Origin of the sequence: Neokomagataea anthophila (genome assembly GCF_018122595.1) — a bacterium.
Taxonomy (GTDB): Bacteria; Pseudomonadota; Alphaproteobacteria; order Acetobacterales; family Acetobacteraceae; genus Gluconobacter; species Gluconobacter anthophilus.
On the sequence record NZ_JAGRQH010000008.1, the window covers coordinates 47,688 to 70,776 of the forward strand.

Below are 23,089 nucleotides of genomic sequence, written 5' to 3' on the forward strand. Positions count from 1 at the left end.
GTATCGTGCATATCATTGCGCGTGAACGTCACGGAATTGATGATCAGGCTGTGGCGGAGGAATATAATCATCCGCCAGCAGATGTGGTTGTGCTGTCTTTTTCGGATAGTGACCTTCTGGGGCTGGAGCGCGCATATGCGGCGATGGACGGGGGCTTTACGCTGCGCCTGATGAATCTGGCGCGGCTAAGGCACCCGATGTCTGCAGATTTATATATTGAGCAAACGCTGGAGCAGTCTCGCTGTGTGGTGATCCGCCTTTTGGGTGGGGTGGATTACTGGCGTTATGGTGCCGAGGAAGTCCGTAATGCGTGCCGGGCGCGTGGTATTCCGTTGGTACTTTTGCCGGGGGATGCACGGGACGATGGGCGCTTACGGGACTGGTCCACGGTCGATGTGGATATTCAGCGGCGTTTGGCTGGTTTTTTACGTGAAGCGGGGCCGGAGAATTTAAGCGCATCTTTGCGTCTTATGGGGACGTTGGCCGGGTATGGCCAGGATGATGGGGCTGAACCTGTGCCGCTGCCGCCTGCGGGTGTGTATCGGGTGGACGGGCCTGCTGAGGGTGCCGTTGGGCGTGTATCGGTTGTGTTCTATCGGGCACATGTTTTGGCGTCTGACTGTGCGCCGATTGATGCATTGGTGGAGGCTTTTGCTGAGCGTCAGATACGGGTTGAAGCGCTCTATGCGGCATCTTTGCGTAATAAGGACGCCGGGCGTTGGGTCGAAAATCGTTTGCGGGAGTTTCAGCCGCAGATTGTGGTGAATGCGACGTTATTTGCCGCACGTGAGGCGGACTCACCCTCTCCGTTAGATGTGGCGAAAGTGCCGGTGCTTCAGGCGTTGCAGCCGGGAAGTACGTTGAAGGCGTGGGGTGAAAGTAGCCGCGGTTTAGGGCAGGCAGATCTGGCCATGCAGGTGGCGTTGCCCGAGTTGGATGGGCGTCTGTGCAGCGCGCCGATTTCGTTTAAGGCTGAGAGTGAGCCGGGGGCACCGGCACGGCGTGAGGCACATGCTGCGGGGATTGGGCAGGTTGTGCAGCAGGCTGAGCGGTGGATGGCGTTACAGCAAACGCAGCGGGCAGAGCGGCGTGTGGCGGTTGTGCTGTCTGATTATCCCGGTGCGGTGGATGTAGAAGGACAAGCAGGGCATGCGGTGGGGCTGGATAGCTTTGCGAGCTTGGCCGGGCTACTGAAGACATTGCAGCGTGAAGGATACATACTGGGTGATGTGCTGCCTGATGGTGATGCCTTGGCATGTGCCTTAGGGCGGGCCGCGGATGGTGGGACGGCGAAGGTTATTTATTCGGCAGAGGCGTATCGCGCAGCATTTGAGGCTCTGCCGGTTGCGTTTCGTGAAGCTGTTGTGGATCTATGGGGTGTGCCGACGGGTCCGATTACGGCACGGTTTTTGCGCTTTGGGCATGTGGTGGTGGCCTTGCAGCCGGAGCGTGGCGCGCCGCAGGACCGTAAGGCGCAGTATCATGACCCTGATGTGCCGCCCGCACATGCGTATATTGGGTTTTATCTGTGGTTACGCAGCGTTCAAGACGTGCATGCCGTGGTGCATATGGGGACGCATGGCACCACGGAGTGGCTGCCGGGTAAGGCTGTTGCATTGTCCGAAGGCTGTGCGCCGTCTGTGCTGATGCGTGGGGTGCCGGTGTTGTATCCGTTCATTGTGAATAATCCGGGCGAAGCGGCAGCGGCGAAGCGGCGGCTTGGGGCGGTGACCATTGGGCATATGACGCCACCCTTCACGCAAGCTGGAAACAGCGAGGAGCGTGGTGATGCACCAGCCGTCGTTGAGATTGAGCGCTTGATTGATGAATATGCGGAGGCGGACGGGCTGGACCGCAGGCGTAGTGCGTTATTGCGTGGAGAGATTTTCCGCAAAGCGGAAGCGGCCGGGCTGTTGGCGGAAAGTGGTGTCCGTGCTGGGCAGGATGATGAGGATGCGGCTCTAGCACGGTTGGATTCCTATTTGTGTGACGTCAAAGACCTGCAAATTCGTGATGGGTTGCATATTTTTGGTCACGTTGCGCCTAAGGCTGAGGCGTTGGCGCAGGGTATGGCGCATGTGTGTGGTGTCTCGGAAGAGACGGTGCTTGAGCGTTTGCAGTGGTCTGCCGAGCAGGAAATGCGCTCGTTGCTAGCGGGGCTTGATGGGGCGTTTGTGGAGCCGGGGCCAGCGGGTGCGCCAAGCCGTGGGCGCTTTGATGTTTTGCCGACGGGCCGTAACCTCAGCACGGTGGACCCGCGCGCTATTCCCACACCATCCGCCGTGTCTTTGGCGCGGGTGCAGGTCAAGGAATTGCTGGAGCGGCATGAGCAGGAGGAAGGCGAGCCGTTAACGCAGCTTGTGCTGGATGTGTGGGGTTCGGCATCGTTGCGGACGGGCGGTGAAGATTTGGCTCTGGCCTTGCTGCTGATGGGCGTTGAGCCGGAGTGGGATGTTGGTAGTGGGCGCGTGTCGGGCGTGGCGGTTTTACCTATGGCGGCGTTAGGGCGGCCACGGGTGGATGTGACCATTCGTATTTCGGGGCTGTTTCGTGATGCGTTCCCGGCGCAGATTGCGCTGTTTGATCAAGCCGTGCAGGCCGTGGCGGCGCGTGAGGGTGAGGGGCATGAAAACCCGCTGGCTTATGCGGTGCAGGATTTGGAGCCAGAGGAGCGCCATAAGGCAACCGCGCGTGTCTTTGGGGTGGCACCGGGGGGGTATGGGACCGGGCTGGAGGCGATGCTCCGCACGGGTGAGTGGGTCAGCCGTGAGATGCTGGGGGATGCGTATTTAGCCGGGAATGACTGGACTTATGGTCAAGGACGTGACGGTGTGCGGGATCAGGCTGTGTTGGTAGAGCGGCTGCGTAAAGCAGAAGCGGTTTTGCATGTGCAAGATCATGCTGAGGTCGATCTGTTGGAGACGGCGGATTATGCTGCGCATGAAGCCGGGCTGGCGGCAGCGGCGGAGCGTCTAGGTGGTGCACCACGCATTTGGCATGGGGAGAGTACCGCGACGAGCTTGCGCCTGCGTGACCTTGAGGCAGAAGTGGCGCGTGTGGTGCGAGGACGCCTCGTTAATCAGCGCTGGTTAGAGGGGATGCAGCGTCATGGCTATCGGGGGGCTGGTGAGATTTCGCGCGGGGTTGAGGCATTATGTGGGTTTGCAGCGCTTCTGCCGGGGCGGTTTGACCGGCAGTTTGATATGGTGTTCGCCACGACATTGGGGGATTCTGCCTGTGATGCGTTTTTGCAGGAGCATAACCCGGATGCACGTGAGGCGATCCGACGGCGGATGGATGAAATGGTTCGGCGTGGTTTGTGGCATCCGCGGTTGAATAGTGTGCATGCGGTGGTGGCCGGAGAGGCGTGATGGGGCGTGCGCCGCAGGTCAAAGGCTGGTGCCCGGATGTTTTTGCGCCAATGCAGGCGAAAGATGGGCTGTTGGTGCGTGTGCGTTCACCATTACGCGGCTTTGACGCGTATGGTCTGCGTGATCTTGCGGTATTGGCGCAGCGTTTTGGCAATGGCTGCATTGAACTGACAAACCGAGGCAATGTGCAACTCCGCGGGTTTGCCGCAGAGCGCCTTGCGGAGGCGCAAGATTTTGCGCGTGATGCGGAGCTAGTGGAGAGTGATCCGGCTTTGGAGAAACGGCGCATTGTGATGGTGTCGCCTTTAGCCGGGCTGGACCCGGCAGAGCATCCTAGGACGATGGCCGTCGCGCAGGCAGTGGCTGATTTTATACGTGATGAGCCATGTATGGCCGGGTTGCACCCGAAGTTTTCAGTGGCGGTAGAAGGCGGCGGGGTTGTGCCGTGCGGGGTGCTGGCGGCGGAGCTTTCTTTATGGGCAGATGTGTCTGCATGGCGGGTAGTGTGTAGCCATCAGATGAGTGCGCCCCTCAATGAGGCAGAGGCTTTGCGGGCTATGGCACTGTTGTTGGAACGTGTGGCGATGGACGCAGATTTAGCGCGGCCATCGCGTGTGGTTGAGGCATTTTGCGCGTGTTTTCCAGATTTGGGGTGGAAGAATATCCCAGCGCAGTCCAGTGGTTCTATGCTTGTGGGAGCTTTGCCGCGCGGTATGTGGGGTGTCGGGGTTGTTTTAGGCCGTATGCAGGGTGATGCCTTGGCGCGAGTAGCGGGTGCCATGATGGCGCACGGGATGCAGGGTGAGCGCGTGCGAGTTACGCCGTTTCGGGGGATGGTTATGCCTCAGAAGCTGGCTGAGGTTTTATCTCATGAGCCGTGGCTGATTATGCAGGCGGATGACCCAAGGTTGCGTGTGAAGGCGTGCATCGGGGCTTTGGGGTGTGCGCATGCGGGTGATGAAACGCGTGATATTGCTTTGGGTATGGCCCCTTTGGTACCAGAAGGGCGGTTGCTCCATGTCTCCGGGTGTGTGAAAGGCTGTGCCCATCCGCGTGTGGCTGACGTGACGTTGGTGACGCATGGAGAGGATCATTATGACGTGGTGCTGAATGGGCGCGCGCGCGATGAGGCCATGGCCCGCAAGGTTGTGCCATCCGCTGTGTGTGATGTTTTGGCGCAGATTTGGAAAGAGGACACCCTGCATGACGATATCTCCTAAGGGGCATCCTGCTATGTATGATTATATTCGTAATGGCGCGGAAATTTACGCGCAGTCTTTTGCGACGATCCGGGCGGAAGCGGATTTAAGTGCATTTTCTGCGGAGCAGGCACCGGTTGTTGTGCGGATTATTCATGCCTGTGGAATGGTGTCTGTTGCGCAGCATGTGGTGATGAGTGCGGACCTGGTTGCCTCTGCGCGTGCTGCATTGCGTGCGGGAAAGCCTATTTTATGTGATTCTATGATGGTGGCGCATGGGGTGACCCGTGCGCGTTTGCCTGCTGATAATGACGTGATTTGTACGTTACGTGACCCGCAGACACCGGCGCGGGCGGCCGAAATTGGCAATACGCGTTCCGCAGCGGCGTTAGATTTTTGGGGTGATCGTTTAGAGGGCGCAGTTGTTGCGATTGGTAATGCCCCGACGGCGCTGTTTTATTTGTTGGAGCAGATTAAAGCAGGTGGGCCACGACCTGCTGCGGTGATTGGTATGCCTGTTGGTTTTGTGGGAGCAATGGAATCGAAAGAGGCGCTAGAGGCGTTTGGCGATATTCCGTTTATTGTGGTGCATGGGCGTTTGGGCGGGAGTGCTATGGCGGCGGCAACGTTGAATGCGTTGGCGAGTGAAGTCGAGTAATGTCTGCCATGTTGCGTATTGTTGGGGTTGGCCCCGGGGACCCGGAACTACTGACGCTGAAGGCCGCGCGGTATATTCGTGAGGCCTCTGTTATTGCGTATTTTTGCCGGCATGATCGTATGGGGCATGCACGGCGTATTGCGGATGGGCAGATTGTTCCGGGGACGGATGAGTTACGGTTTGCCTATCCCTTCACGACGGAACGTTCTGTGTGTGAAGCGTCCTATCATGAAGAGATGGCGCGGTTTTATGACCACTGTGCGGAGCAGGTGCGGGCGGAGGTCAGTGCTGGGCGCAATGTTGTTCTGCTGTGTGAGGGGGATCCGTTTTTATATGGCTCCGCCATGTATGTGTTTGATCGTTTGGCAGAAGATGTGCGCTGTGACATTGTGCCCGGTATTATGGCTATGAATGGGTGTTGGAGCATGGCGCATGCGCCGATATGTCATGGCGATGATGTATTATGTGTGCTCCCTGCGACGATGCCGGAAGAGGCACTGCAAGAGTGGTTACAGCGCAGTGATGCGGCTGTTGTCATGAAATTAGGGCGTAATCTGCCGAAATTAAAGCGCGCTTTGGCGCAGGCGGGACGGCTGGACAACGCGCTTTACGTGGAGCGTGGCACGCAAGAAAGTGGGCGTGTGCTCAAATTGGCTGAGATGGCGGAAGACGCGCCCTATTTCTCCTTAGCATTATTGCCGGGGCGGAAAGGCGTACGATGAGCCTTGTTATTGTAGGGCTAGGCCCAGGAAATGAGGCGCAGCGGACGTCTGAGGTGGATGCAGCCTTAGATGGCATTACCGATGTTATTGGTTATGGGCCGTATGTAGAGCGTTTGGCACTGCCGGAGACGGTGCAGCGTCATGGTTCGGATAATCGGGTGGAGTTGGACCGCGCACGGCATGCTTTGACCTTGGCTGAACATGGGCGGCGTGTGGCGGTGGTATCTGGCGGGGATGCCGGGGTTTTCGGTATGGCCAGTGCGGTGTTTGAGGCTGTTGAGGCGGGGCCTGAGCAGTGGCGGGCATTGGATATCCGTGTGGTGCCGGGGCTTTCGGCTGTTTTGGCTGCGGCTGCGCGGATTGGTGCGCCATTGGGGGGAGATTTTTGTGTGCTCTCCCTGTCCGATAATTTGAAGCCGTGGGATGTAGTGTTGCGTCGTTTGCGCTTGGCGGCGGAAGCTGGGTTTGTGATGGCGTTGTATAACCCACGCTCTAAGGCGCGGCCTTGGCAGTTGGGGAAAGCGTTGGAAATGTTATCGTCGGTATTGCCGGGGGACGTGCCGGTTGTATTTGCACGGGCCATTGGGCGTTCTGATGAGCGGGTATTGATCACGAGTTTGGCCGAAGCGGATGCGGACATGGTGGATATGAGCACTTTGGTGCTGATTGGTTCGGTTTTGACGCGTCGTGTTGCACGGAAGGGGCATGAGGACTGGGTGTATACACCGCGTTATGTGTTGTAGATTATATGGGGGGAAGATTTAATAAAAATTTGAATTTACTTATGTTTATTATTATATAATTTAAATATTTAGTTACCATTGAGGGATAATTTTATCGTGTTTGATGTTAAAGAAAAAATTGCTCATATTCTGCACAATAGACGTAGTGAACTCCCTGAAATTGAACGGCAAATTTTACGATGGGAAAATCTGAAGCAGCAACTCTCTGGTTTGGATAGTTCTATTACAACATTGTGTCAGCAAGAAGCTTCAGGAAGTCCTCCGTTGGAGGCATTGAAAACCTTACGTTTTAGTCCTTTGTATGAAGATATTTCTACTACTCTAGCGAGCCTTAACTTACTGAAAGCACGTTTTAGTCGTTCTACATTAAATATAGGTGTTAGTGGTAGGGCGCGTGTTGGTAAAAGTACGTTATTGCAATCAATTGCAGGTTTGACTGACGAGCAGATCCCGACTGGAAGTGGATTGCCTGTTACTGCTGTGCGGAGCAGAATTTTTCACTCGGCACATAAACGTGCAACGTTGATTTTGCATAGTTATGAAACATTTCGTCGTGACGTTCTACAACCTTACCATGCTGCGTTAGACTTACCTGAAGCCCCTCAAACAGTGGAACAATTTTCCAGTTATCAGTACCCGCGCACCAATTCGGAGCTTTCTGAGGCTAAACAGCAGGAATCGACAGCCATTCCTGTGCTGCGTCGGTTGAAAGAAATGCAGGCGGCACTGCCTTCTTACCGTGAGTACCTCACGGGGGCAGAAAAAATTGTCGATCTTGAAGCGCTCAGGCAGTTTGTTGCTTACCCTACAGCTGAGGCAGAGAAGCAGGCTTATCAATCTGGCCAAGCTGCAGCGCGTCCATATCTTGCTGTTAGAGATGTCCAGATTGAATGCCCCTTTCCTTATGCTCAGGTATCTCAGCTTGGTATTGTTGACTTGCCGGGTTTAGGTGAACTTGCTGCAAATGCTGAAGAACACCATCTGGAGGGCCTGCAAAACGATGTCGATCTTGTGATGCTTGTGAAGCGTCCGATTGAAGGTATGGCTTATTGGGGTAAGGAAGATGGTGCAGCAACCAATCTTCTTGATAAAGCGCGCGGATTTATTCAAGAACGGCGTGACTTTGTTTATCTCGTTATAAACACTGGGGGAGTAGATGACGCTAAAATTGATGCCCTCCGTGGAGATATATTACGCAACGTCAATGATGGCCAAGAAAATAAGCATTTCCGTGTTCTTGAAACAGATACGAGTGACGAAAAAAAGGTCTATGATACGGCTCTAGAGCCCGTACTTATTCATCTGGCTGAACGCTTGCCGATTATGGATAAGCAGGTGCGTGATGGAACAATTGCTCTGTCATCCAGTATTACGCAACGGGTGCAACAGGTTCTGACGGATATCGAAACCGCGCTAACGGCTGGCAAGTCAAGTCTTATGAGTACTAGTGAACAAGAGGCACTGGACGAAAAGGTTGAATTACTACACAGAGAACTCTCTTATGAGATGCGTAAAGAAGTAGAGATATTGAAAGAGCAAGCGCGTAAAGATTTTGGTCCTGATTATCAAGATTATGCAGATTCTGTTAAGAAAGCTTATGAGAGAGCCTGCCATTGGATTGATGATGGCTTTGGTGAGGGCGCTGAAAAATGGTGTTCAGATGCTGCGATGCAATTTTCAGTTGGTCGAGGGTCTGCAGGATTTTGTGAAGAAAAGTGCAATCATATTCGCGTTGAGGTTAGAAATATTTTTTCAGGTATTAACCAGCATTTTGACCGTGCGCTTGACAGTTTGTGGATTCTTTTGGCGGATAATCTCTTAAACAAGAAACTAGGGAATCTTTTGTCTGGTTATAAGGGGCGTGATGCCCTTGTTAAATTTGGAGAGTTAATGGCTACGGCCGACGAGCCATGTATCAATATTAATAAAGCGGTTAATGACCTTCTCTCCCTGCGGCTTGATTATAGTAATCATATCTATCCATCGGTGCGCCCTGTTCTGGATGGTCTAGACCATATGATGTATGATCCAGAAACACAGCAAGATGTGCTACGATTTGGTGTGTATCGTACAGAGGAACAGACACCTATTCTTTTACAGGAAATGAGTGATCTGACGCATAAAGTGGTTTCTCAATTGCGCAACGCGATGTTGGATAAGGCTGCTATAACCGCTCTGGCGGTGCATGCAGCGGCAGAGCAATTTGAGGATGCGCTCATACGATCTGAGACATCTGTGAAGGAATTCCGTCGGATGGCGCGGTGCTATCGTGACGATATCTGGCCTGATCATTTTGCAGGGATTGCGGCTGCATCAGCGCGTGTGAGGGCTGTAAAAATAGCGATGAAGGCTGTGAGAGAAACGCTCGCGGCATAACAATGTTGGACACGCTTGTTTGTTAATGAGCGTGTTCGTAAAATTTTCTTATAATACTCAGCGTAAAACTAGCTAGGAACAAGAGATGAGTAACCCGGTATTAGATTTTAAAGTTTCTATTGTTGCCCCTAGTCGTATTGGGAAAACATCTTTGGTTTCGGCTATATTGCAGGATACGGAGAAACTTCTGCGTGGTACGCCTCTGAATATTAGAGCAAAGGATTCAGCAACAGGGAGTCGTCTTAATCAGCATAAAAATCAATTGAGTGGCGCGCTTCGTGTAAGTAAATATTTTAATGGCGGTACTGTGAGTGGCACTCAAGCGCCATTTGAATTTAATCTTTTACTTTCCGGCGCGGAGCCGGGCACTCAGGATCTGAACATTAAATTGCTTGACTTTCCGGGAGGATGGCTTCCGGCTCTTCAGTATAATGAAGGGACAAAAGAACAACGAGAGTGTGCTGCTTTTGTAAAGGATTCTACGGTACTTTTACTGGCTGTTGATGCCAGTATGATTATGGAATCAACAGGGAATGAAGAAAAACAAGCCATTGATGGTGTTTTAAAAATTTCTGAAACGGATCAAATTGTTAAAGAGTGGGCGAAGGCACATAATAATATGCCAACGTCTATTTTGATATGTCCTGTAAAGTGTGAAAGCTATTTTTCAGATAATGGTGGTGACCAAGATCGTTCTGCTGAATTGTACGCAAAAGTTAAAGAAGTATATCAAGGTATTATAGAGACGGCCTTTGAGGAAACGAACGGTAACGCTACTATATTATATATTCCGGTTGATACAATTGGGTTTGTAGAAGTTAAAAGGGCACAATGGTCAGGTTTAGATACGGAAGATCCAATATTTAAAGCTGAATTCATGCGTAGAGGCACGCCAGATCAAAGAGCGAGAACGGATGGAAAGTTAAGCATAATGGGGGCTGGAGACGTTCTGTTGGCTGTGGCTCGGCAAATGTTTTATTATCACCAGAAGCAACAATTAAATCGTCAAGATACGCTTGCAGATAGAGCCCAGAGAGCCGAAGATAAGGCCAAGGATAAAGACTTTTTCCAGCATATTTATAGTTTGTTTGGTGGTACAACAGATAATGAGAAGAAGGCTCAAGAAGCGTATCAAAAATTAGGAGAAGCCCTCGGTGAGACCAGAAGTACAGAGGGTTTGATTGAAATTTTAGCGAATGTTGATTTTGGGAAGCGTGTTAAAGTGTGTGTGAATCATGAGGGCGTGCTATGAAGATCTGGCTTCAAACTCGTAGTGAAACACAGGATTATAAGTTCCTTGAGCAGGAGCCGCCGGAGTATTGGTGGGGTATCAAGCTCTATAAGGATTCTACGTCCTTTGAGGCTCCGACGTTAATTCTTGAACGTTTGGGCGATGATCAGTGGCGCTGTTTTATCAGCGCTATTCCGTCTGCGCGGAAGGATCGTGTTGATACGGCAATTCGATATACTTTAGTTCTTGAAGGTAGCATTTCTTCTGATGAGGATATGTTATTTAAAGTTCTTGGTCATGTGCTTGCTGTTTTCGCGAAGTATCCCGCTTCAGAAGTAAATCCACTTACAAAACTTCTGGATGACACGATCGGTAATGGTATTGATCAGTGGTTCGGTGGTGCACCAGTAGACGATACAGGGTCTGTGGAGAATTTATTGATTGAGGCGCTGCGAGGCTTGGATGATGTTTTTGCGCCCAATGGAGTGGTTGATAAAGGAGGGTCTTTACCAAGTAAATCAAAGGTATTGAGTGCATTAAAGGATGTTTTGAATTCTGGACATGATGTTCATAAACCATCATTGGCTGCATTATTTAACTTTATTGGTACAGATAAAGACAACGAAACCATACAAAATATAGAATATGAACTCCGTGAAACGGATCATAAGGGCATCCTGATTATTGGGAGTCCGGTTGCGGGTGGTGATATAAGCGATTTTTTTATTGTGACGCCTCGGCAGAATCCCGTGAAGAACGTCGCCAGCGAGGAGAAAGAGCAGAGCAGGGCATTGTGGATACTGGGGTGTGTAGCACTGATAGCGTTAATAGTAGCTCTGGTGATCGCGTTGATGGGAACGGGGGCACAAGGTCAATGAGGGGGAGGGTTCAGAAGCTTGGCAGAGCTGTTTTGAAAGGGGTCAGCGAGGCGCAGAGTTTGTGGCCAGAGCGGTTCGGGGGGAAGATGATCTCAGAGGAGAATAAATCTTAATAAGGTATTCTTATTTATTCCAAGCCGAATTTTTATAATCGGCTTGGAATATTGCGTTTTAATTTAAAAAACGAGGCCTTAAAGAGTTTCAAGCCAAAGACGCGCGGCTTCTGGCGTTGCTACATAGGTGAGTGATGGTCGCTCTGGGCGTTGGACCATGATGACAGGGATGTTGAGGTGGCGTGCAGCCGTGAGTTTGGCAGCGGTGGACGCTGATCCTGCGTTTTTGGTGATGAGGATGTCTATCTTGTGAGAGGACATCAGAGCATGTTCGCTTTCGATGGAGAAAGGCGGGCGGCTGATGAGTAAGGTATGGTTTTGTGGACATTCATCGATGTGTGGCGGGTCAATGCTGCGGATGATGTAATGGTGTGTTGTATCGGTACGGAAGGCGCTTAAATCCTTGCGCCCTGTGGTGAGGAACACGCGTTTTGGTGTGCTGCCGAGAAGTTGGGCAGCGTGGTTGAGGGTTTTTGCGTTGATCCAGTGGTCTCCCGGTTGGAGGGACCACGCGGGGCGTTCTAGACGGAGTAAAGGCAGAGAGAGAGCGGCGCAGGCAGCGGCAGCGTTATGGCCCATTTGTGCTGCGAAGGGGTGTGTGGCATCCACAACCGCATGGATGTTTTCTATGTACAAATAGTGTTTCAGGCCGTTAATCCCCCCGAACCCGCCAGTGCGAATGGTGCATTGGGGCAGGATGGGATGGCTGGTAACGCCAGCCAGAGAAAAGATAGGCGTTATTTTCGGGTGGGTGTTCAGAAGGGTTGCGAGTTCACGCGCTTCTGTGGTGCCGCCGAGGATCAAAACGTTCATTATAACGGCTCCTTAAGACGTGAGAGGGCAGCATGACCCAGTGGTTAAGTGTTATCGGCATAGGTGAAGACGGTGTCGAGGGGCTTTCGGGGGTGGCGCGGGCTGCTTTGGCGCAGGCTGAGGTGATTTTTGGTGGTGAGCGGCATTTGTCATTAGCGGCCTCTATGTTGAAGGGGCGTGCGGAACCATGGGGCACGCCATTTTCCGCCGGAGTTGCGCGTGTTTTGGAGGCCCGTGGGCAGCGTGTTGTTGTTTTGGCTTCCGGTGATCCGTTTTTTTATGGGGTAGGCTCCGTTTTGGCGCGGCAGGTGCCGTATGGAGAAATGGCGTGTTTCCCGGCGGTATCGTCTGTTTCTTTAGCGTGTTCTCTGTTGGGTTGGGCCGTGCAGGAGGCGCGGGTTGTTTCCTTGTGCGGGCGGCCTTTGACGACGATACGCCCACATTTGCAGCCAGGTGCAAAGCTGCTGGTGTTGTCGGCTGATGGCACAACGCCGCAGCGTTTGGCCAAGTGGTTGGCGGGGCATGGGTTCGGTTTATCGCCTATGAGTGTGTTGGAGCGTTTGGGTAGTGAAGCGGAATGTGTGCATGAAGGGTTTGCGGCGTCAGAGTGGGGTGATGTTGAGGCGTTGAATCTCATTGCGCTGGAGGTCGTTGCTGATGCGGGGGCGCAGATTATGTCGCTGTCATCGGGTCTAGAGGATGCGTTGTTTGAGCATGATGGGCAGATGACGAAGCGTGAAATTCGGGCTGTGACGTTGTCGACTTTGGCTCCGCGTGCGGGGGAGACGCTTCTGGATGTTGGGGCCGGTTCTGGTTCTATCGCCATTGAGTGGTTGTTGAGGCATCCGGCGAATAAAGCGATTGCCGTTGAGCGTAGTGCAGAACGTGCAGAGCGAATTATCCGTAATGCTCAAGCTCTCGGTGTGCCACGCCTTGAAGTGGTGGTTGGGGAGATGCCGGAGAGTGCTCTGGCGTTATCGGTGCGGCCTGATGTTGTGTTTGTCGGCGGTGGTCTGGCTGCGGAAGGTATGTTCCCGGCTGTGCGTGCGTTGGTCCGGCCGGGTGGGCGTATTGTGGCCAATTCTGTGACGCTGGAAGGCGAGCAAGTATTGGGCGCGGAATATGCCCAGCATGGCGGCATGTTGACGCGTATTGGTGTTGAGCGTTTGGACACGGTGGGTAGTTTGCATGCGTTCCGACCCGCGATGCGGGTGACGCAATATGTGGTGACAGTGCCGGATGGTGTGCCGTGAAAGAGGGGCATTATGTTGCGGGGCTCGGAGCGCGGCCGGGTGTAGGAGCAGATGATATTGTTGCTTTACTGCGCGCTGTTCTGCCAGCTGGTGTGAGCCGTTTGGCGGTTCCTGTGTTTCGATTAGGTGAGATTGGTATTCTACACGCTGCCGAGGCATTGGGGCTGGAAATTGCATGGATTGCGGCGGAGGCTTTGGCAGAGCGGCAGAAGGATTGTATGAGCCATTCTGCACGCGCGCAGGCGGCGGTGGGGTTTTCGTCTGTCGCTGAGGGGTGTGCCTTGGTTGGTGCGGGTGTGGGTAGTACGATTGTGGTGCCAAAGCAGGTTGGGCGGAATGTGACCTGTGCGGTGGCGGTGAGTGGTGGAGATTAGAGTATGACGGTGCATTTTATTGGTGCGGGGCCGGGTGCTGCGGATTTATTGACGTTGCGTGGACGGGACTTATTGGCGGCTTCCCCAGTGTGTTTATATGCGGGCTCTATTGTGCCGAAAGCGATGTTAGAGCATTGCCCGGATGGTGCACGATTGGTTGATACCGCGCCGTTATCGTTGGACGATATTGAAGAAGAATACCGTAAGGCGCATGAAGCGGGTGAGGATGTTGCGCGGCTACATTCGGGGGATTTGTCCGTTTATAGCGCTGTGGCGGAGCAGATACGGCGTTTAGACCGGCTAGGTATTCCTTGGACGATGACACCGGGTGTTCCGGCTTTTGCGGCGGCGGCCTCGGTTTTGGGGCGTGAACTAACAGTGCCGGGCGTTGCGCAAACTGTGGTGCTGACGCGAGTGAGTGGACGTGCCTCCGCTATGCCTGCGGGTGAACAGTTAGCTTCTTATGCAGCAACGGGGGCGACCTTGGCACTGCATCTGGCTATTCATGCCGCAGAGCAGATCGTTGAGACATTGCTCCCATTTTATGGTGCGGATTGCCCTGTTGCTGTGGTGGCAAGGGCGACGTGGCCGGATGAGCTATGTTTGAAGGCGACGCTGGGTACGCTGCTTGATGCCTTGGTTGCGAACCCGATTGAACGCACGGCTTTAGTGATGGTTGGTCCGGCTTTGGGGGTAGAGGATTTTCGGGAGAGTGCGTTGTATGATCCCGAGTATCAGCGTAGGTTTCGGGGGCGGGAGTGATGGTCTAATCATCTAATATATTTCAGATAGACACTCATCGGGCCTCATGCCGTAACTATATTTCCATCTTTCGCCATTGTGGTACATGCGCTTGCCCTCATCGTAGAAAACGACGGTCCAGTCAGGTAATTCTTTTTTGACCTCTTGTGCAAGGGCGTAGCCCTCAGCGCAAAAGGCATACATATCAAAGAAAGGGTAATCTTCTGGGGGGTCAGTATCATAGTTGTCGTAGTGTTTGCCCCAATCCATAAGGCGCTTTTCCAAGTCTTTACTGACAGGCAGTTCTTCAATGCAGGCACTGATTCCTTCTATATCGTATACAGGGTCAGAGCAAGTTTCAGCCATGATTAGAACATATTTATGATCAGAGAGTACAGTTTCTTTGCTCATGAAGTAGTCTCCGAGATGTTTCGATTTTATAGGGATTTGTAGGATGTTCCACATTTATATCCAAGACGATTAAAAACAATAATATCAAGTTTAATCGGTGTGTTTTGTTTTCTTTCATCATCCAGAACACTACGCGCTGTCTCATAAGCGCTCTTAGCAATACTATCGCCTAAGGAAAACTGTTCCTCTCCAGCAAGGAGCATGGCTTGGGCGACGCTTTCCGCAGTGCTAATGGCTTGGGTTAGGGTGTTTGAAGCGCCGTGTTGTTTTGCGAGTTCTGCGAGTGCGGGCATGTCGGTTAGGCCACGCTTGGAGTGTAAATCGAGGCGTCCTTGGCCCAGTTTAGCCATTTTTGCCACGCCACCTGCGATGGTGAGGCGTGGGACGGGGTGTGTGCGGAGATATTTCAGTACGCCCCCTGCGAAGTCCCCCATATCAATCAAGGCAGTATCGGGCAGGTTATAATGGGCTTGCACGGCTTTTTCAGAGGTATGTCCGGTGCTGGCAGCGATGTGCGGCAGCTCCAGCGCGCGGGCGACGTCGATCCCGCGGCGGATGGAGTCAATCCATGCTGCGCATGAGAAGGGAATAACCACGCCGGTTGTGCCTAAAATAGACAAGCCGCCGATAATGCCAAGGCGGGCGTTGAGTGTCTTTTTCGCGAGTTCCTCACCATTTTCGACGGAAATGGTTATTTCAGCATCGACGCTGTGTGAGATTTCGTGCAGCGCGGTGTGGATCATTTGGCGTGGGACGGGGTTAATCGCCGGTTCCCCAATAGGGAGTGGCAGGCCGGGGCGCGTGATGGTCCCGACGCCCGATCCAGCTTTAAAAACAAGGCCAGAGCCGGGGGGGAGGCGTTTGACATGGGCTTGAATAAGCGCGCCATGTGTAACGTCAGGGTCATCTCCGGCATCTTTGATGACGCTGGCGGTGGCGATATGTGTGTTGAGGGTGTGTTGTGCCAAGCTAAAGGCGGTTTGGCGGCCATTGGGTAGGGTAATGGTGACGGGGTCAGGAAAGTGACCGTGGCACAACGCTGCCCATGCGGCTTTTGCAGCGGCAGTGGCGCAACTGCCAGTGGTCCAGCCTTTACGCAGTTGTGGAGACGGTGTGATCATGCGTTATACCCTAGCGGGATTAGGACGAAAAGCGAGAGGGACATTGGTGTAAAATGCCGATGATAACGCCAATGCAGACAGAGCGCACAGCATCAGGGGCAACGCCGAGAGCGGTTATGATTGCGGCACCGCGTTCAGGCAGTGGTAAAACGACGGTGACGTTAGGGCTTTTGGCAGCATTGCGGGCGCGTGGCGTGCGGGTGCGTGCGGCGAAGACAGGGCCGGATTATATTGATCCGGCTTTTCATGAGGTGGTGACGGGGTCTGTTAGTCTCAATTTGGACAGTTGGGCGATGTCTGATGCGGTGTTGACGGCGTTATTGGCTGAGGCTGCGGATGGTGCGGAGTTATTGCTTATTGAGTCTGCTATGGGCCTCTTTGACGGGTTGATGGGGCCTGAAGGGGCTCGGGGTTCACCGGCGGATATTGCGCGGCGGTTTGGTATTCCGGTGTTGTTGGTGTTGGATGTTTCTGGGCAAGGGCAGTCTGCTGCGGCGGTAGCGCATGGTTTTGCAACGTTAGAGCCCGGCGTGCAGGTTATGGGCGTTGTGCTGAACCGTGTTGCTTCAGACCGGCATGAGCGCATGGCAAGGCAGGCGATTGAGGCAACGGGTTTGCCTGTGATGGGCGTAGTACGGCGTGATGCAGAGTTAGCATTGCCTGAGCGGCATTTAGGGTTGGTTCAAGCGCGTGAACAAGAAGCGCTACCGGGTTTGTTGGCAGATTTGGCGCAACGGATTGAGGCAGGCGTGGACCTTGAGCGGGTCGTGGCGGGGGCTGCTCTGTTGGTGCTGTCGGTAGGTTTGTCTGAATGTGTGCCGGTTGTGCCCCCGGGTCAGCGGATTGCTGTGGCGGAAGATACGGCGTTTTCGTTTTTATATGGGCATTTGGCGCAAGGGTGGCGCCGTGCGGGTGCTGAGTTCGTACCGTTTTCACCTCTGGCTGATGAAGGGCCGGATGAATCTTGTGATGTCTGTTGGTTACCGGGTGGGTATCCGGAGCTTCATGCTGGGCGGTTGGCCGCAGCGGATGGGTTCAAAAAAGCTATAAAGTTCTTTTCTTGTTCTCGTTATGTTCATGGTGAGTGTGGGGGCTTTATGGTGTTGGGAGCGGGTCTGGTCGATCAAGCGGGTGAACGGCATGAGATGCTGGGACTGTTGAGCCATGAAACGAACTTTGCCAAACGGAAGATGAATTTAGGGTATCGGGAAGCGACATTACGGGGCGATACGGCTTTGGGGCGGGCGGGTACCGTGTTTCGTGGCCATGAGTTTCATTATGCACGCGTCGTTGAAGCTGGGCATGATGAACCATTGGCGGATTTACGCGATGGTTTAGAGCAGGATCTAGGTGTAGCCGGCGGACGACGTGGTTTTGTCTCCGGGTCATTTTTTCATGTTATGGCGCAGAAAGAGGGAGCGTAAAGAATGAGTAATGAGACAGAGGCCGGGCGCCATACGGAGAAAATGCGTAAGCGCAAAGAGGTTCAGGATGCTGAAGTTGCATCTAAGACCATAGAGCGTGGGGTGTTTGCTGTGCATACCGGCCCCGGAAAAGGGAAATCTACGGCGGCTTTTGGTTTGGCTTTGCGGATGTTGGGGCGCGGTAAGCGTGTTGTTGTTGTACAATTTATCAAAGGTGCGTGGGAGACCGGAGAGAACCTTGCTCTTTCACGCTTTGAGGACCTGCTGGAATGGCATGTCATGGGTGAAGGCTTCACTTGGGATACGCAGGATAAGGCGCGTGATGTTGCGGCGGCTGAACGTGCTTGGGATGTAGCGCGTGAAGCATTGCAGCGTGAAGATGTGGCGCTTGTTGTGTTGGATGAAGTCAATATCGCTCTACGTTATGACTACCTTCCGGTAGAGCGTGTGTTGACGGATGTGCTCGCTCGGCCTGAGAAACAGCATGTTGTGTTGACAGGACGTAATGCGAAGCCTGCCATTATTGAAGCTGCGGATTTGGTGACGGAAATGGGGGCGGTCAAGCATCATTTCGCTGCGGGCTTTAAAGCCCAGCCGGGATTTGAGTTCTGATGACAGGTAAGAAGCCTTGCCGGGCATTGATGTTTCAAGGCACGGGGTCGAGCGTTGGAAAATCTGTGTTTGTGGCAGGGCTTGCGCGTGCATTAGTACGGCGGGGTCTACGTGTGAGGCCTTTCAAGCCGCAAAACATGTCGAATAATGCTGCTGTTACGGCTGATGGTGGTGAGATTGGTCGGGCGCAGGCTCTTCAAGCGCAGGCATGCGGGGTAATGCCCAGTGTCGATATGAATCCTGTTTTGCTTAAGCCTCAAAGTATGGTTGGTTCACAGTTGGTCGTCTGTGGGCGGGCACGGGGTAATGTGAAAGCACGTACGTATCAGGACGTTAAGAAAACGCTCTTGCCGGATGTTTTAGGTGCTTTTGAGCGGTTAGCGTCCGATGCGGATATTGTGTTGATTGAGGGGGCGGGGTCTGCCTCTGAAGTTAATTTACGTGAGAATGACATCGCCAATATGGGATTTGCTGAGGCAAGTGGTGCGCCAGTTGTTCTGATTGGGGATATTGACCGTGGTGGCGTCATAGCCAGCCTTGTGGGGACGAAGGTTGTTCTGCCTAAGCCTGATGCGGAGCGGATTAAGGGGTTTATTGTTAATCGTATGCGTGGGGATCCATCTTTATTTGATGAAGGGATGGTGACGATTGCGCAGCATACGGGGTGGGAAGCGTTAGGGCTTCTTCCATATAGTGAGCAGGTAGGGCATTTCCCGGCGGAGGATGCGGCTGATGTGATGGAGCATCAGCGTTCTGGCGGGAGGGGGGTGCATATTGTTGTGCCGTATTTGCCGATGATTGCGAATTTTGATGATTTAGACCCATTAAAAGCGATGGAAGGGGTTCGGTTAGAGATGGTCCCGCCGGGCCGCCCTCTGCCTGTGTGTGATTTAATTCTTTTACCGGGCTCTAAAGCGACGATTGCGGATATGGAGGTTTTTAAGGCGCAAGGCTGGGATATTGATCTTCAGGCTCATGTGCGCAGGGGCGGGTATGTTCTTGGTATTTGTGGTGGGTATCAAATGCTGGGTATGTCTTTGTCTGATCCTTTAGGTTTTGAGGGTAAGAAACAAACGGTTGAGGGGCTGGGGCTGCTGCATGTGCAGACAGAGTTATCGGCTCAGAAGGTTTTATGTGCTGTTCATGGCGTGTTGGCAGAGAGTGATGTGCCTATACGGGGTTATGAAATGCATATGGGCGTGACGGATGGTCCTGATTGTGCTCGTCCATTTGCTCGCCTTGAAACGCATGATGATGGGGCTATGGATATGACCGGGCGTATATGGGGTACCTATCTGCATGGTCTGTTCGAACAGGGAGCTTTGTGCCGTGCGCTTTTAGGGCGTATCGGTGTTTATAATTTGCAGGTGATGGATCATTCTGAGCGCGTAGAAAAGGCATTAGATGCGTGGGCTGATCACATCGAACGTCATGTTGATGTTGATGCGTTGTTACGTCTAGCACGGCCTCTTACGATGTATGATAGGAATGTGAGTACAAGCGCCTGACATAAGCATGCTCTGTTATAGAGTTTTAGGGCTGCACTGAGGTCTTGTAAGGTTGCGTTAGAGCGCCCATTGCCCATCCAGTCATCCTCAACACGTTCTCCGCTGTAAATACGTGGTCCTGCGAGGCGTAGCCCTAAGGCACCAGCCATGGCGGCTTCTGGCCATCCGGCATTAGGGGAGCGGTGTTTATGAGCATCGCGCCTGACGGCTTGCCATGCGTGCCGAGCACTAGCGGAAGGAAGTGTAGAGGCTGCTAAGATAATCCATAACGCGGAGAGGCGGGATGCGGGGAGGTTGACGTAATCATCAAGGCGAGCGCTGGCCCATCCAAAGAATTTATAACGGGGCGAGCGGTGGCCGATCATACTATCGGCCGTATTAATCGCTTTATAGGCAACGCCGCCGGGCAGACCAAAGAGAGATGACCAAAAGAGTGGAGCGACGACGCCATCAGAAAAGTTTTCTGCCAAGCTTTCAATAGCTGCGCGGATAATGGCGGGCTCATTAAGGGTTTCAGGGTCCCGGCCGACGATGAGAGAGACAGCTTTGCGCCCGCCGGGCAGGCCATGTTGTGCGAGGCCATCATGGACAGCGCGTACGTGTTGATACAGCGATTTTTGTGCCGAGAGTGTCGATAGAAGAATACTTGCTATGGGGCCTCGTTGTGGAAGTATCATACTGACAAGTGTGGGCAGAGTTGTAAGGGTAGCGCTGGCGATAATGCCATTACGTTGCTGCGTACGCGTTGAAAAACGTTCCTGATTAAGTTTTCGTTCAAGTTGTGTGATGAGAGCACCGATCCATGTTACCGGGTGGCCGATAACGTTAAAAATACAGTTCGGGTATCCAAAGATGCGTTCAAAAATGCAGGCAGTTGTTGTGAGGTGGACGCTGGTACGAAGACGAAAAAGAGGCATGATACAGGTCCGAACAGAAGCAGAGTGGGCGATAGCATGAAGAGAGACGGTGAAACAATGTTCCCGGTACATGGCGGGCAGATCCGCCGTATTATGGAACAGTTTCCTGATGCGCCGCAGCCTTATCTTGATTTATCAACCGGGATTAGCCCCTTTGCTTATCCCTTTATCCCCGATGCGATGAAATTACGCGCTTTGCCGCAACCGCATGAAGAATATGCCGTGATGCAGGTGGCAGCAACGGCCTATGGAGTGGCGGATAGTGCGTATGTGGTCGCTGGGCCGGGAACGCAGATCCTCATTAATCTTTTGCCCCTCGTTCTGTCGGTACGAAGCATTACGATCTGGGGGCCGACCTATTCTGGGCACGAGCGTGCATGGCAGCGTGCCGGGTATGTTGTGCAGCATGTTGAGACCTCGGCGGCATGTGAGGCGGCAATGCGGTGTGGTGGTGCTGTCGTGGTGGTGAACCCGAATAATCCGGATGGACGACTGGTATCAAAAGCACGTTTGGCGCGGTGGGCCGATCTGTGCGCGGAAGCCGGTGGGGTCTTAATTGTTGATGAGGCATTTGCAGATTTTTGCGATGAAACGGTAGCGTCTCTTTTGCCGCATGAAGGACTGGTGGTGTTGAGGTCATTTGGCAAGACATATGGCTTGCCCGGTGTGCGTTTGGGGTTTGCTTTAGGCAGTCGGTCAGAAATAACGCGTTTACGCGGTATTCTAGGGGAATGGGCTGTGAGTGTGGACGCGCTGGAGGTTGGCTGTGCTGCGTTAAGCGATGTTGGTTGGTATCAACAGGCACGAGAGCGTGCTTGGGTGGATACGCGGCGTTTATCGGTCATGTTGGAGCAGTATGGGATGGAGGTTATAGGGCAAGCACCGTTATTTCGGTTGGCACGGCATGATCAGGCGCAGTGTTTGTGGCATTTTTTATGTGAGAACGGGGTTGTCACGCGGCGTTTTGACGGGCGGGATGATGTGTTGCGGTTTGGACTGCCTGCTGAGGAGGCGGGTTGGAAAAGGCTTGAGAAGGCATTAAAGCAATGGAATTCTAGGTTATGATATGATGATTTTCATTGTGTAAATCCACTAGTCATTATAGATTTTTAAATATAAAATATTGAGTACGATGAGTGTATGGATATGAACAATATATCGAAATTATTGACAATTTCTTTTGGGATAATTGAGTATTTTTCTGATGTTGGGGAGGTTTTGTTTTGAGTATTACATCCTGTTGATGTAATGATTATTGGCGGCGGTGCGAGTGGGTCCATTACCGCGTGGCATTTGGCGCGGTTACGTATGGCAGGGGCTGGGGAGCGCATTGTGGTGATAGAGCCGCGCGCTGCCTTGGGAGCTGGACAGGCTTATGGCACATTAGATGCCTCCCACCGTATTAATGTTCCAGCATCACGTATGACTATTCATGCCGCCCAGCCAGATGATTTTTCAACATGGTTGGCGGAGCAGGTGTTGAACGATGCTGATGCGCGGCGACCTAATGGTGATGTTTATCCAGCGCGGGCACAGTTTGCGCTGTATTTGGCAGCACGTTTAAAGCCTTACCAAGACGCTGGGACTATTGTTCATTGCCGTGCATCGGTGGAGCGTTTACGGCGTGAAGAATTGACATGGGTTGCTGAGCTGGCAGATGGGCGAGGTGAGGTTCGGGCCGCGCGGGTTGTGTTGGCGACATCGCATCCTCCTCCGCAATTATTGCCGCAATTAGTGAGTGTAAAGGACCATGCGCGTATTATCGCTAATCCATGGGCTGAGAGTGCATTAGCAGCGATTGCACCTTATGATAGTGTAGCCATTATTGGGACAGGATTAACGATGGCGGATTGTGTGGCGTCTTTGTCTGCACAAGGTCACCTTGGTTCTGTTCTAGCTTTCTCGCGGCGTGGTATGCGCTCAGGTGGGCACGCTGAAGGGCTGGCGCGAGGTGCTTGGGGAGAAAATTTTACAAATAATCTTCCACGCACGGCTCTTGCCTTGTTGCAAAGGGTACGCGGTTCCGTCGAGGAAAGTGGCAGGCAGGGTTTGCCGTGGCAGGCAGTTTTTGATGCATTAAAAATGCAAGGTCGCTCATTGTGGCAAGCATTGCCGTTGGATGAGAAGAGGCGTTTTGTCCGGCATTTACGCGTATTTTGGGATATTCACCGTTTTCGGATTGCGCCGCAGTTAGAGAGCGTATTGGAGGCTGGTATCAAGCGTGGCCAAGTATGTATTGAAGCTGCCCGTTTGCAGGGCGTTGAGGCTGAGTATGAAGAAATAATTCTGCATATGAGGCGGCGTGGCATGGGGGTGGAAACACGGTCTGTTCAGTGGTTGATCAATGCTGTGGGCCCTAATCATGCAGGTATTTTGAGAACAAAGAGCTATTTGGCGCGCCTCTCTGAAGATGGGTGGGTTGAGGCTGATCCGGTGGGGTTAGGGTTACATACACGGCAAGATCATCGGGCGGTTGGAGTACGGGGAGTAAGCGATACATTGTTTATAGCGGGGCCATTATCCCGTGCGACATTTGGTGAACTTATGGGCTTTCCTGAGATTACGACTTATGCAGAATCAGTTGCACTTGCAGTCTTGAAGAGCTGAGGTCAGTTTTTCCTTTT

General features: G+C 52.9%; 20 protein-coding genes. 16 read left to right on the forward strand and 4 right to left on the reverse strand.

Going from position 1 to position 23,089, the window contains the following annotated elements:
• The first annotated feature begins 5 nt into the window (after positions 1–5).
• The 8 genes from cobN to KB213_RS10155 all read left to right on the forward strand — a co-directional run bounded on the left by cobN (position 6) and on the right by KB213_RS10155 (position 11,178).
• A complete protein-coding gene (gene cobN, locus KB213_RS10120) occupies positions 6–3,371 on the forward strand; it encodes a cobaltochelatase subunit CobN (RefSeq protein ID WP_211682778.1) in 3,366 nt (1,121 codons plus the stop codon).
• Positions 3,371–4,591: a precorrin-3B synthase gene (locus tag KB213_RS10125; protein WP_211682780.1), complete on the forward strand. Its 1,221-nt coding sequence runs from the start codon at positions 3,371–3,373 to the stop codon at positions 4,589–4,591. Before cobN ends, KB213_RS10125 begins: the two co-directional genes overlap by 1 nt.
• The gene (locus KB213_RS10130) at positions 4,575–5,228 is read left to right on the forward strand and encodes a precorrin-8X methylmutase (protein ID WP_211682782.1); all 654 of its coding nucleotides are present in this window, start codon (positions 4,575–4,577) and stop codon (positions 5,226–5,228) included. The genes KB213_RS10125 and KB213_RS10130 overlap by 17 nt, the downstream gene beginning before the upstream one ends.
• Positions 5,228–5,950, forward strand: coding sequence for a precorrin-2 C(20)-methyltransferase (locus tag KB213_RS10135; RefSeq protein WP_211682784.1), 723 nt, complete (start codon positions 5,228–5,230; stop codon positions 5,948–5,950). The genes KB213_RS10130 and KB213_RS10135 overlap by 1 nt, the downstream gene beginning before the upstream one ends.
• Entirely contained in the window at positions 5,947–6,693 is a 747-nt protein-coding gene (cobJ, locus tag KB213_RS10140) for a precorrin-3B C(17)-methyltransferase (RefSeq protein WP_211682786.1), read from the forward strand. The genes KB213_RS10135 and cobJ overlap by 4 nt, the downstream gene beginning before the upstream one ends.
• 96 nt (positions 6,694–6,789) lie before the next feature.
• The gene (locus KB213_RS10145) at positions 6,790–9,069 is read left to right on the forward strand and encodes a hypothetical protein (RefSeq protein ID WP_211682788.1); all 2,280 of its coding nucleotides are present in this window, start codon (positions 6,790–6,792) and stop codon (positions 9,067–9,069) included.
• An 85-nt stretch (positions 9,070–9,154) separates the two neighbouring features.
• Positions 9,155–10,321: a hypothetical protein gene (locus KB213_RS10150; RefSeq protein WP_211682791.1), complete on the forward strand. Its 1,167-nt coding sequence runs from the start codon at positions 9,155–9,157 to the stop codon at positions 10,319–10,321.
• Positions 10,318–11,178 (forward strand): hypothetical protein, encoded by an 861-nt coding sequence (locus tag KB213_RS10155; RefSeq protein ID WP_211682793.1) that lies wholly within the window; start codon positions 10,318–10,320, stop codon positions 11,176–11,178. Before KB213_RS10150 ends, KB213_RS10155 begins: the two co-directional genes overlap by 4 nt.
• A 191-nt stretch (positions 11,179–11,369) precedes the next feature.
• Here the strand turns inward: KB213_RS10155 and KB213_RS10160 are convergent, their stop codons facing one another.
• Positions 11,370–12,104 (reverse strand): cobalt-precorrin-6A reductase, encoded by a 735-nt coding sequence (locus KB213_RS10160; protein WP_211682795.1) that lies wholly within the window; start codon positions 12,102–12,104, stop codon positions 11,370–11,372.
• Positions 12,105–12,136: 32 nt separating this feature from the next.
• On the opposite strand from KB213_RS10160, the gene cbiE reads away from it, so the two are divergent.
• From cbiE to cobM, 3 genes are read left to right on the forward strand one after another with little or no spacing between them, the layout of a single operon-like run.
• On the forward strand, positions 12,137–13,357 hold the full coding sequence (cbiE, locus tag KB213_RS10165) for a precorrin-6y C5,15-methyltransferase (decarboxylating) subunit CbiE (RefSeq protein ID WP_211682796.1): 1,221 nt from the start codon (positions 12,137–12,139) through the stop codon (positions 13,355–13,357).
• Entirely contained in the window at positions 13,354–13,731 is a 378-nt protein-coding gene (locus tag KB213_RS10170) for a cobalamin biosynthesis protein (RefSeq protein WP_211682798.1), read from the forward strand. The genes cbiE and KB213_RS10170 overlap by 4 nt, the downstream gene beginning before the upstream one ends.
• A gap of 3 nt (positions 13,732–13,734) precedes the next feature.
• Positions 13,735–14,493, forward strand: coding sequence for a precorrin-4 C(11)-methyltransferase (cobM, locus tag KB213_RS10175; RefSeq protein WP_211682800.1), 759 nt, complete (start codon positions 13,735–13,737; stop codon positions 14,491–14,493).
• Positions 14,494–14,505: 12 nt separating this feature from the next.
• Here cobM and KB213_RS10180 read toward each other — a convergent pair whose 3' ends face one another.
• Together KB213_RS10180 and KB213_RS10185 are read right to left on the reverse strand one after the other, a co-directional pair.
• Positions 14,506–14,883, reverse strand: a complete 378-nt coding sequence (locus KB213_RS10180; RefSeq protein ID WP_211682802.1) for a hypothetical protein — start codon at positions 14,881–14,883, stop codon at positions 14,506–14,508.
• Positions 14,884–14,909: 26 nt separating this feature from the next.
• Positions 14,910–16,004 (reverse strand): cobalt-precorrin-5B (C(1))-methyltransferase, encoded by a 1,095-nt coding sequence (locus KB213_RS10185; RefSeq protein WP_211682804.1) that lies wholly within the window; start codon positions 16,002–16,004, stop codon positions 14,910–14,912.
• Positions 16,005–16,063: 59 nt separating this feature from the next.
• On the opposite strand from KB213_RS10185, the gene KB213_RS10190 reads away from it, so the two are divergent.
• Genes KB213_RS10190 through KB213_RS10200 form a run of 3 tightly spaced genes read left to right on the forward strand, consistent with a single transcriptional unit; the run spans position 16,064 to position 19,548 of the window.
• Positions 16,064–17,428 (forward strand): cobyrinate a,c-diamide synthase, encoded by a 1,365-nt coding sequence (locus tag KB213_RS10190; protein WP_249110493.1) that lies wholly within the window; start codon positions 16,064–16,066, stop codon positions 17,426–17,428.
• A gap of 3 nt (positions 17,429–17,431) precedes the next feature.
• The gene (cobO, locus tag KB213_RS10195; protein ID WP_068168304.1) at positions 17,432–18,040 is read left to right on the forward strand and encodes a cob(I)yrinic acid a,c-diamide adenosyltransferase; all 609 of its coding nucleotides are present in this window, start codon (positions 17,432–17,434) and stop codon (positions 18,038–18,040) included.
• Positions 18,040–19,548 carry a cobyric acid synthase gene (locus KB213_RS10200; RefSeq protein ID WP_408903739.1) on the forward strand — a complete coding sequence of 503 codons (1,509 nt, stop codon included), beginning with the start codon at positions 18,040–18,042 and terminating at the stop codon, positions 19,546–19,548. Before cobO ends, KB213_RS10200 begins: the two co-directional genes overlap by 1 nt.
• Here the strand turns inward: KB213_RS10200 and cbiB are convergent.
• A complete protein-coding gene (cbiB, locus tag KB213_RS10205) occupies positions 19,470–20,465 on the reverse strand; it encodes an adenosylcobinamide-phosphate synthase CbiB (protein WP_211682806.1) in 996 nt (331 codons plus the stop codon). The two genes, KB213_RS10200 and cbiB, sit on opposite strands and share 79 nt — an antisense overlap.
• A gap of 36 nt (positions 20,466–20,501) precedes the next feature.
• Between cbiB and cobD the strand changes: the two genes are divergently transcribed.
• Both cobD and KB213_RS10215 read left to right on the forward strand, forming a co-directional pair.
• Positions 20,502–21,530, forward strand: coding sequence for a threonine-phosphate decarboxylase CobD (cobD, locus tag KB213_RS10210; protein ID WP_211682808.1), 1,029 nt, complete (start codon positions 20,502–20,504; stop codon positions 21,528–21,530).
• A 183-nt stretch (positions 21,531–21,713) separates the two neighbouring features.
• The gene (locus tag KB213_RS10215) at positions 21,714–23,072 is read left to right on the forward strand and encodes an FAD/NAD(P)-binding protein (protein ID WP_211682810.1); all 1,359 of its coding nucleotides are present in this window, start codon (positions 21,714–21,716) and stop codon (positions 23,070–23,072) included.
• Positions 23,073–23,089: the final 17 nt, after the last annotated feature.

Bases quoted from the DNA above. Each gene is read 5' to 3' on its own strand.
- KB213_RS10125 (WP_211682780.1), top strand. From the start codon at position 3,371: ATGGGGCGTGCGCCGCAGGTCAAAGGCTGGTGCCCGGATGTTTTTGCG.
- KB213_RS10130 (WP_211682782.1), top strand. From the start codon at position 4,575: ATGACGATATCTCCTAAGGGGCATCCTGCTATGTATGATTATATTCGT.
- KB213_RS10135 (WP_211682784.1), top strand. From the start codon at position 5,228: ATGTCTGCCATGTTGCGTATTGTTGGGGTTGGCCCCGGGGACCCGGAA.
- cobJ (WP_211682786.1), top strand. From the start codon at position 5,947: ATGAGCCTTGTTATTGTAGGGCTAGGCCCAGGAAATGAGGCGCAGCGG.
- KB213_RS10150 (WP_211682791.1), top strand. From the start codon at position 9,155: ATGAGTAACCCGGTATTAGATTTTAAAGTTTCTATTGTTGCCCCTAGT.
- KB213_RS10155 (WP_211682793.1), top strand. From the start codon at position 10,318: ATGAAGATCTGGCTTCAAACTCGTAGTGAAACACAGGATTATAAGTTC.
- KB213_RS10160 (WP_211682795.1), bottom strand. From the start codon at position 12,104: ATGAACGTTTTGATCCTCGGCGGCACCACAGAAGCGCGTGAACTCGCA.
- cbiE (WP_211682796.1), top strand. From the start codon at position 12,137: ATGACCCAGTGGTTAAGTGTTATCGGCATAGGTGAAGACGGTGTCGAG.
- cobM (WP_211682800.1), top strand. From the start codon at position 13,735: ATGACGGTGCATTTTATTGGTGCGGGGCCGGGTGCTGCGGATTTATTG.
- KB213_RS10180 (WP_211682802.1), bottom strand. From the start codon at position 14,883: ATGAGCAAAGAAACTGTACTCTCTGATCATAAATATGTTCTAATCATG.
- KB213_RS10185 (WP_211682804.1), bottom strand. From the start codon at position 16,004: ATGATCACACCGTCTCCACAACTGCGTAAAGGCTGGACCACTGGCAGT.
- KB213_RS10190 (WP_249110493.1), top strand. From the start codon at position 16,064: ATGATAACGCCAATGCAGACAGAGCGCACAGCATCAGGGGCAACGCCG.
- cobO (WP_068168304.1), top strand. From the start codon at position 17,432: ATGAGTAATGAGACAGAGGCCGGGCGCCATACGGAGAAAATGCGTAAG.
- KB213_RS10200 (WP_408903739.1), top strand. From the start codon at position 18,040: ATGACAGGTAAGAAGCCTTGCCGGGCATTGATGTTTCAAGGCACGGGG.
- cbiB (WP_211682806.1), bottom strand. From the start codon at position 20,465: ATGCCTCTTTTTCGTCTTCGTACCAGCGTCCACCTCACAACAACTGCC.
- cobD (WP_211682808.1), top strand. From the start codon at position 20,502: ATGAAGAGAGACGGTGAAACAATGTTCCCGGTACATGGCGGGCAGATC.
- KB213_RS10215 (WP_211682810.1), top strand. From the start codon at position 21,714: ATGATTATTGGCGGCGGTGCGAGTGGGTCCATTACCGCGTGGCATTTG.